The organism is Ruegeria sp. BHSA118 (assembly GCF_059613405.1).
Genome location: NZ_JBXWSM010000149.1, coordinates 1 through 1,907, shown reverse-complemented (window position 1 = coordinate 1,907; position 1,907 = coordinate 1). Strand labels below are relative to the sequence as shown.

General features: G+C 56.7%; 1 protein-coding gene. It reads right to left on the bottom strand.

All coding sequences use genetic code 11. The annotated features are described in order from the left end of the window. Positions 1 to 178: 178 nt before the first annotated feature. Positions 179 to 1,729 carry a VPLPA-CTERM-specific exosortase XrtD gene (gene xrtD, locus AC2FNN_RS21510; protein WP_496760548.1) on the bottom strand — a complete coding sequence of 517 codons (1,551 nt, stop codon included), beginning with the start codon at positions 1,727 to 1,729 and terminating at the stop codon, positions 179 to 181. Between the last annotated feature and the right edge of the window lie 178 nt (positions 1,730 to 1,907).

Here is a 1,907-nt window from a genome sequence, read left to right as displayed (position 1 = left end):
GTCGTAATCATTTCTGCCGCAGGCACTTTTCTAACCATATACTAGAAACTAAAAACTGATCCATCAGGTACCGATAGCACATCATTGTGCAATCTATTTTTCTTATCGCGACCACTCAAAATCCAACTGCGATGACTTGGCGTCAAAGGCTTAGAAGCCTGAGCGCCGAATTTCCTCCTCAAAACGGTACAAAGCGGGGCAGGCGGTTCAGGCTTGGCTCCATGAAACGTTGCAACCTTGCATCCGCATCCGCTTCGGTTTCGCCGGGCAGGATGGGGGTCACAAACCGGACCAGAGCGCCATCGGTGCGCCCCATGGTGAAGCCGTCCTGAATAACGCTCATCTTGGCGCGGAAATCATTGACCATACGCTTGCCGCGCTGTTCGAACCAGTAATAGACCAGCTGTTTTGACAGCTCTTTCTGGATCACGGCGCGGTTGACCGTAAAGCGGCCATAAGGCGTGTTGCCCGGGTTGATCTCATACGGTTCAAGGCTGAAGATTTCCCAGCCGCCCACCGGCAGGCACACTTCGGGCGAATGGATGCCGTCGCCGTCGGTCTGCTTGTCGTAAAAGGCCACGAACATGTTCACGAAGTCGCCCGATCCGGTGTTGATATAGGTGGCATTGAGGTAATCGCTGGCCCCCAGAACCTGTTCAACCTGTGGATCCAACGTGGTGGGCGACCCGGACCAGGGGCCAAGCTGCCGTGGATAGAGAACAAACGGATCACGTTCCACAGGTTGCACTTCGGAAGCGGGCCGCAGGGTCCAGGCGGTTGAAACCGCAAGCGTCAGAAGACCCGCGACCGCCAGCGCCAGCGATGCGCGAATGCCAAAGATACGCAAGGCAACAGAACCCAGCCCCTGGGTATCCAGATCAATGGTCTCGGCAAAGGGTTGCGGATTCGGCGCCAGACGCTGCAAGCCGATGGCCATCAGGAACAGAATGGCGACGCAGAGCAGGAAGATGATCCAGCCTTCAAAGAAATGCATGAAGCCTTCAGCCTGCTCGATACCGTGCTGATTGACCAGCACGCCGATCACGCCAATGCGGATCGAGTTCATCAGCACGGTCAGAGGGGCCGCCGAAACCAGCAAAACCACCTTGTGCCAGATCGGGCCACGGTAAAGCAGGGCAAAGAGATACGAGAAGCTCAAGATCGGGAACAGATAGCGCAGCCCGGAACAGGCCTCGGCCACCTGCAGTTTATAGACCCCCAGATCGATGATGTTGCCTTCGATGAAAACCGAAACGCCGGCCATCTGCACGAACCAGACGCCCAGCTCGGACGAAACCCATTGCAGGAAGATCGTGAGCTTCCAATAGACGAACTGCGGCAGCGGCAGCATGAACACCAGATGCAGCACGGGCAGCTGGTGGTATTTGCCCCGCTGCCAGCCGAACACGGTCAGCATGACGCCGCCCGTCCAGATGATCATGGCATAGGTGACGATATCGGGAATACGGGCCAGGTTGCCCAGAATGGCGATGATCAGGGCCACGGCAATCACCGCCACACCCGGCCAGCGATCATGCACAACCGGGTTGGGTGGTGGCATATCCCGCAATTCACGCAGGAACAGATACAGAGAGATGATCGGGATCAGCGGGCCATGGCTGTATTCGGGGGTGCTCCAGGCGGCGCCCAGAGACACGATCCCGATCCAGAAGACGGGTACCGATCCAAGCAGCAGCAGGACAAACCAGAACAGCCCGACGGTGTTCATGACCGGCAAGCCTCTTCTGGCCGCTTCAAGGATATTACTGCGGCTGTTTTTCGAATCGAGGTGATGCATCACGGTCCATCATGCACAATAAGGTGTGGCCTGAAATTATGACGGCTCAAGTTCCCGCTATTTTGATCTGTTTTCGGGACATTGACCGCGGGATGCCCTGATTGTCGAT